This is a genomic window from Pseudomonas sp. RL (assembly GCF_000647775.1).
Lineage (GTDB): Bacteria > Pseudomonadota > Gammaproteobacteria > Pseudomonadales > Pseudomonadaceae > Serpens > Serpens flexibilis.
Map to the genome: position 1 here is coordinate 1 of NZ_JBOY01000122.1, position 5,416 is coordinate 5,416.

Below are 5,416 nucleotides of genomic sequence, written 5' to 3' on the forward strand. Positions count from 1 at the left end.
CCTACGCTAAGGCTTTGGCCAGCGATATTCTCCGGTGAGATTGATGTGTTCCCATCCGAGCGGCGAAACATGGGCCAAGAGATCGGGCGATAGCAGCTTTCCATCGCGTTTCTGGTTTGCAACGACCTCGCCGAGCTTCATGGTGTTCCAGAAGATGATGATGGCGGCGAGCAGATTCATGCCGGCGATGCGGTAATGCTGGCCTTCGGCGGAACGGTCGCGGATTTCACCGCGGCGGTGGAAGCTGATTGCCCGCTTCAGCGCATGATGAGCTTCGCCTTTGTTGAGCCCGATCTGGGCACGCCGTTGGAGTTCGGCATCCAGAATCCAGTCGATCATGAACAGGGTGCGCTCGACGCGACCGACTTCCCGCAGGGCTGTCGCGAGCTCGTTCTGCCGCGGATAGGAGGCGAGTTTCCGCAGAATCTGGCTTGGCGCGACGGTCCCGGCAGCAATGGTGGCGGCGATGCGCAGGGTGTCGGGCCAATTGCGCTCGATCATGGCTTGGTTGACCTTTCCGCCGATCAACGCTCGCAGGTGCGCCGGGGCGGCCGACGGATTGAACGCGTAGAGCCGTTTGGATGGCAGGTCGCGGATGCGCGGAGCGAACCGGTAGCCGAGAATGGCACATGCGGCAAAGACGTGATCGGTGAAGCCGCCCGTGTCGGTGAACTGCTCGCGGATATGGCGTCCAGCATCGTTCATCAGCAGGCCATCGAGGATGTAAGGCGCTTCGCTTGCCGTTGCAGGAATCACCTGGGTTGCGAACGGCGCATATTGGTCGGAGACGTGGCTATAGGCTTTCAGGCCCGGGGTATTGCCATATTTCGCGTTGACCAGGTTCATGGCCTCACCTTGCTCTGTAGCGACGAAGAACTGTCCGTCGCTCGAAGCCGACGTGCCCATGCCCCAGAACCGGGCCATGGGTAACGCTGCCTGTGCCTCGACCACCATGGCCAGCGCCCGGTCATAGGCTTCGCCCTCGACATGCCACCGTCCAATGCGGATCAATTCCCAGAAGGTGTGGGTGTTTGTCGCATCCGCCATTTTGCGCAAGCCGAGGTTGATCCCTTCCGCCAAGATAACGTTCATTAGCCCGATCCGGTCAGCGCAGGGTGCTCCTGTGCGCAGATGGGTGAACGCTTCGGTGAAGCCGGTCGCCGCATCCACCTCCAGCAGGAGATCGGTGATGCGCGTGGGCGGGATCTGCTTGTAGAGATCGAGCACCAGATCTTCGGCGCCTGTCGGCGCGGCGGCTTCGAGTTTCTCGATATGCAGAACGCCGTTTTCAATCGACCCGCCCGGGATCGTGCCTGCGCGAGCGGCACGGCCAAGCTCGCGCAACCGCATGTCGAGGCGAGCTTGCCGGTCTGCCAGCCATTCCTCCGGCCGCAATGGCACAGCGAGACGACCGCCTTCCGCGATGGCTTGTGCCGGAACGAGTGCGTGTTTCAGATCGCCATAGCGCCGGGACCTAGTAAGCCAGACATCTCCGGAGCGGAACGCATCGCGCAGATGGAACAGCACCGCGATCTCCCATAGGCGAGCGTCGCCAGCCCTCTGGGCCCGAAGGTGGCGATGCCATTTCGAGCTGGGCCGCAAGAAGCTGGTCATCGCGGCATCGTTCAAACCGGTACGAAGGGCCGTCACCGCTTCCAGAAGCGGCAGTGCAACGGGCGCAGCTCGCAGATCGAGCAGGCGCAACATGCGTGGAGCGTATCGGCGGAAGCGGTGATAACCGTCGAGCACATGGTTGAGCGGATCGTCGGCCATGGTGGCGGTGAGCCTGGTTGCCATTGCAACAAGGGTTTTGAAGCCGTCCCACCCTGATCCGCTCGCGATGACGTCGCCCAGCGGCTGGCCATCATCCTGTGCATCGACCAGGGCGCCCCCGATCTCGGCGAAGGATTTCAGGGTGTCACGCACCACCCCCGCTTCGTCTGCGACCTTTGCATGGCAAATACGCTCCGAAGCACGGTAGAGACGGCCGACGATCCGGTCGTGGGTTTCGACCACTGCGTCGGCCAACATCGCCTGCCATTCCGAGACGCAAACAGCCAAGATCGCAAGCCGCCTGTCCTCCGGGAGATCGCGCATGCCGTCGGCATAATACCGTTCACCCTGCCTGCGCAGACGAGTCACCCGATGGGCAGGAACGCCGGCAAGCAGATCCTCGGGGAGATCGACGCGTTGCAGATATTCGAGCCGGTCGAGCAGCCGGTTGGCCGACGAAGAGTTCGAGCCAGGCTCGAACTGGCGCAGCCACACAAAACGGGTCACCCGATCATCAGCCGTCTCCTCGAGCAATGCCAGCAACTGTTCTCGGATCGACATAGGCAGACGAATGGCGATCCTCGTCTCGATGCGTCGCTCGGCATCGACGAGAGCCGCGGCACAAAGCCGCTCGATCGTGGATGTCGCGGGAAGGACAGTGCGGGTGCGTCGGCACTCGGCTACGAAGCGACGGGCGATATCCTCGTTCGACACCGCCATCTCGGCTTCTCGGAACAACCATTCCTTCAGCTCGCTCGCACCACGTCCGGAGAAGGTGCGGAAGCCGTAGAGCCCCCGTAACTCGGCAAGATGCTCGTGCCGTGTTTCCTCGCGGGCAGCATAGTCTACGAGATCGTCGGCACCCAGGCCAAGCTGCGCTCCGATAAATTCGATGACCTCTGCAGGGATCAGTTCGCCTGGAGCCAGCACCCGGCCGGGATAGCGCAGGACACACAATTGCAGGGCGAAGCCGAACCTGTTGTGAGCGCGCCGACGCAGCCTGATATGCCCAAGGTCTTCATCACTCAGCGTATAGTGCTTGAGCAAATCCGTCTGTGAAGTCGGCAAGCGCAACAGCGCGTCTTTCTGCCGATCGGTTAGAGTGACGCGACGCGGCATACATGTTCCTTTTTCAAAATCTGATAGCGTTCAAGACGCTTTGTTTATGAAGCTGGTTGAGATACATTTCCAGAGGTCAATGCAATCGTGGCCGAAGCGCCGCCTCAAACCAACGTTTGTGATACATGCTGATCGGATATGCCCGCGTCTCCAAAGCCGATGGCTCGCAGTCTCTCGACCTGCAGCACGACACCTTGCGCGCCGCAGGTGTCGAACGGGACAATATCTATGATGATCTTGCTTCCGGCGGTCGTGATGATCGCCCTGGCTTGACTGCCTGCCTCAAGTCATTGCGTGACGGCGATGTGCTGGTGGTCTGGAAGCTCGATCGCCTCGGACGATCGCTTGCCCATCTGGTCAACACGGTGAAGGAGCTGTCAGACCGCAAGATCGGCCTGCGGGTTCTGACTGGAAAGGGCGCTCAGATCGACACCACGACTGCGTCCGGTCGCATGGTGTTCGGAATCTTCGCCACCTTGGCCGAGTTCGAGCGGGATCTGATCCGAGAGCGCACCATGGCGGGTCTCGCCTCCGCGAGAGCGCGCGGTCGCAAGGGCGGACGAAAATTCGCGCTCACCAAAGCTCAGGTGCGTCTCGCGCAAGCCGCCATGGCCCAGCGCGATACTTCAGTTTCCGATCTCTGCAAGGAACTCGGCATCGAGCGCGTCACTCTCTACCGATATGTCGGTCCCAAAGGCGAGCTCAGAGACCATGGAAAGCATGTTCTCGGACTTACGTCGCAACTCGTTTCTTTTCGCAAGTTGAGCCACCTCCGCGCTTCATCAGAAAACTGAAGGAACCTCCATTGAATCGAACTAATATTTTTTTTGGTGAATCGCATTCTGACTGGTTGCCTGTCAGAGGCGGAGAATCTGGTGATTTTGTTTTTCGACGTGGTGACGGGCATGCCTTCGCGAAAATCGCACCTGCTTCCCGCCGCGGTGAGCTCGCTGGAGAGCGTGACCGCCTCATTTGGCTCAAAGGTCGAGGTGTGGCTTGCCCCGAGGTCATCAACTGGCAGGAGGAACAGGAGGGTGCATGCTTGGTGATAACGGCAATTCCGGGAGTACCGGCGGCTGATCTGTCTGGAGCGGATTTGCTCAAAGCGTGGCCGTCAATGGGGCAGCAACTTGGCGCTGTTCACAGCCTATCGGTTGATCAATGTCCGTTTGAGCGCAGGCTGTCGCGAATGTTCGGACGCGCCGTTGATGTGGTGTCCCGCAATGCCGTCAATCCCGACTTCTTACCGGACGAGGACAAGAGTACGCCGCAGCTCGATCTTTTGGCTCGTGTCGAACGAGAGCTACCGGTGCGGCTCGACCAAGAGCGCACCGATATGGTTGTTTGCCATGGTGATCCCTGCATGCCGAACTTCATGGTGGACCCTAAAACTCTTCAATGCACGGGTCTGATCGACCTTGGGCGGCTCGGAACAGCAGATCGCTATGCCGATTTGGCACTCATGATTGCTAACGCCGAAGAGAACTGGGCAGCGCCAGATGAAGCAGAGCGCGCCTTCGCTGTCCTATTCAATGTATTGGGGATCGAAGCCCCCGACCGCGAACGCCTTGCCTTCTATCTGCGATTGGACCCTCTGACTTGGGGTTGATGTTCATGCCGCCTGTTTTTCCTGCTCATTGGCACGTTTCGCAACCTGTTCTCATTGCGGACACCTTTTCCAGCCTCGTTTGGAAAGTTTCATTGCCAGACGGGACTCCTGCAATCGTCAAGGGATTGAAACCTATAGAAGACATTGCTGATGAACTGCGCGGGGCCGACTATCTGGTATGGCGCAATGGGAGGGGAGCAGTCCGGTTGCTCGGTCGTGAGAACAATCTGATGTTGCTCGAATATGCCGGGGAGCGAATGCTCTCTCACATCGTTGCCGAGCACGGCGACTACCAGGCGACCGAAATTGCAGCGGAACTAATGGCGAAGCTGTATGCCGCATCTGAGGAACCCCTGCCTTCTGCCCTTCTCCCGATCCGGGATCGCTTTGCAGCTTTGTTTCAGCGGGCGCGCGATGATCAAAACGCAGGTTGTCAAACTGACTACGTCCACGCGGCGATTATAGCCGATCAAATGATGAGCAATGCCTCGGAACTGCGTGGGCTACATGGCGATCTGCATCATGAAAACATCATGTTCTCCAGTCGCGGCTGGCTGGTGATAGATCCCGTCGGTCTGGTCGGTGAAGTGGGCTTTGGCGCCGCCAATATGTTCTACGATCCGGCTGACAGAGACGACCTTTGTCTCGATCCTAGACGCATTGCACAGATGGCGGACGCATTCTCTCGTGCGCTGGACGTCGATCCGCGTCGCCTGCTCGACCAGGCGTACGCTTATGGGTGCCTTTCCGCAGCTTGGAACGCGGATGGAGAAGAGGAGCAACGCGATCTAGCTATCGCGGCCGCGATCAAGCAGGTGCGACAGACGTCATACTAGATATCAAGCGACTTCTCCTATCCCCTGGGAACACATCAATCTCACCGGAGAATATCGCTGGCCAAAGCCTTAGCGTAGG

Annotated in this window: 4 protein-coding genes; 3 read left to right on the top strand and 1 reads right to left on the bottom strand. The window is 59.4% G+C overall.

The features are described 5' to 3' along the window. Positions 1-6 precede the first annotated feature (6 nt). Positions 7-2,892, bottom strand: coding sequence for a Tn3 family transposase (locus AS93_RS0115965; RefSeq protein ID WP_006473469.1), 2,886 nt, complete (start codon positions 2,890-2,892; stop codon positions 7-9). Between the two features lie 125 nt (positions 2,893-3,017). On the opposite strand from AS93_RS0115965, the gene AS93_RS0115970 reads away from it, so the two are divergent. From AS93_RS0115970 to AS93_RS0115980, 3 genes are read left to right on the top strand one after another with little or no spacing between them, the layout of a single operon-like run. After that, entirely contained in the window at positions 3,018-3,686 is a 669-nt protein-coding gene (locus AS93_RS0115970; protein ID WP_023434504.1) for a recombinase family protein, read from the top strand. Between the two features lie 11 nt (positions 3,687-3,697). Then, positions 3,698-4,501: an aminoglycoside O-phosphotransferase APH(3'')-Ib gene (gene aph(3'')-Ib / locus AS93_RS0115975; protein ID WP_001082319.1), complete on the top strand. Its 804-nt coding sequence runs from the start codon at positions 3,698-3,700 to the stop codon at positions 4,499-4,501. Further along, positions 4,501-5,337 carry an aminoglycoside O-phosphotransferase APH(6)-Id gene (locus AS93_RS0115980; RefSeq protein WP_000480968.1) on the top strand — a complete coding sequence of 279 codons (837 nt, stop codon included), beginning with the start codon at positions 4,501-4,503 and terminating at the stop codon, positions 5,335-5,337. The genes aph(3'')-Ib and AS93_RS0115980 overlap by 1 nt, the downstream gene beginning before the upstream one ends. The last annotated feature ends 79 nt before the right edge of the window (positions 5,338-5,416 follow it).